Origin of the sequence: Oceaniovalibus guishaninsula JLT2003, assembly GCF_000299575.1 — a bacterium.
GTDB classification, from domain to species: Bacteria; Pseudomonadota; Alphaproteobacteria; order Rhodobacterales; family Rhodobacteraceae; genus Palleronia; species Palleronia guishaninsula.
Genome location: NZ_AMGO01000016.1, coordinates 1 through 1,559, shown reverse-complemented (window position 1 = coordinate 1,559; position 1,559 = coordinate 1). Strand labels below are relative to the sequence as shown.

Annotated in this window: 1 protein-coding gene and 1 pseudogene; both read right to left on the bottom strand. The window is 64.1% G+C overall.

What is annotated here, in order from left to right:
• A pseudogene (locus OCGS_RS14765) lies at positions 1-434 on the bottom strand (L,D-transpeptidase); the annotation flags it as partial.
• Between the two features lie 157 nt (positions 435-591).
• On the bottom strand, positions 592-1,559 hold a 968-nt coding region (locus OCGS_RS05475; protein WP_040610609.1), incomplete at its 5' end, for a DUF2793 domain-containing protein.

Here is a 1,559-nt window from a genome sequence, read left to right as displayed (position 1 = left end):
CCACACCACCCTCGAACTGCGCATAAATCTCCGGTTTCCCGCTCGATCATGTTCTGGGTCGGGGTCCAGTGCGGCCACTCGACCTTGCGCTGTATCGTATAGATACCCGGTTCGTAGAGGTCGCCACGCCCGATCGCCACGCCATAACGCATAGCGGTTCCACCCTCCTCGATATGGTAGAGATATCGCGCGACCGCATCGACATGGATATCTCCCGGTACGAGACCGTCCTTCGCGACGACTCGTTGCGGCAGGAACCGCGGGTGCAGACCCCAAGGATTGGAGGTTTCGGGGACATAATTTGGAGGCGTCACCTGTGCATCCCAGGCAGCCTTCTGCGCCTCGGTGGGCCAGGTATCGGCGAGGAGTGGGCCGGAGACCGACGCTGAAAACAGCGCTGTGGTTGATCGAACGAAGTGTCGTCTTGTCAGCATTTGGCAGCCTTTGTTCTGGGCATTTGCGCAGGCTCGCGAGGCACGAGCAGCGCTTTCGTGTCTCGATATGCAACCTCCACCAACTAGAGCTTCAAGGCATTTCTTTCCGCTAGCGCCGCACAGGTCAAAGGGGCGTGTGCAATCCCGTTGTTGCCGCTCAGCCGATCTTCGCGCCCCAGAACGAGGTGTGGTCAGCCGCGAAGTAGCCGTCCGCGACCCGGAAATACCCCTGCAACTCGACGGTGTCGCCCGCAGTGAGCGGGACCATGGTCTGCAGCCAGATCGCGGTGGCGAGCGAGACATGGGTGGCGGAGATTTCGCCGAGGGAGCCGCGGATTTCCGTCGTGCCGTTCAGCACGAGCCGCCCGCGCATGCGGGCCGTGGCGCTGGCGTTGATCTTGTAAAGCAGCGTCGCGCCGAAGAGGTAGGTGCCATCCGAAGGCGCCACGAAATGGTTGTTCGCGGCGTCGAACGCCCCCTGATCGTTATAGTCGGTGTTGTTCAGGCCGATCTTCGTCCAGGTTCCGACGCCGACATAGTTGTCGTAGTTGGTGTACGCCTTGAACCGCGGCAGCCGGGGCTGATCGACGATGCCGTTCGCGTTGTCGACGCTCAGCCCGTCGAAGAAGGTGCTGCCGTCGGCGGAGACGGCGAGCCGGAAACTGTCCGAGCCGAACAGCCCCACCAGCGCCTTGGTCACGAAGCCGGTCTGCAGCGTCAGGCCGAGATCGTCGCCCGCAGCCTCCTTGTTCATGGTGTAGAACAGATCGCCGGTGCCGCCCTCGGCCAAGGTCTTCGCGGTCCAGAGCGCCGCGTTCAGCTTGGCCGAGAACGGATTCGACGCATCGGCCGTCGTGCCGAGTCCCAGCAGCGCAAGGTTCTGCAGCGCGGCCGGCGTGGTTCCTACCCAACCTGACCCGTCATAGACCAGCAGCAGCCCCTCGTCCTCGACCCACGCCCGCCAGCCGGTCCGTGGGGGCAGGCGGAGCCAGGCGCCATCGGTCCAGAGTGCGACGTTCAGGTCCCAGCTGGCCCAGTCGCCTGTCGCGCCCGAGCCGACGATGTAGCGGTCGCCGTCGGCGGGGCTCGCAGGGGGTGCTGCCAGGTCCCGATCGATAACAGAGA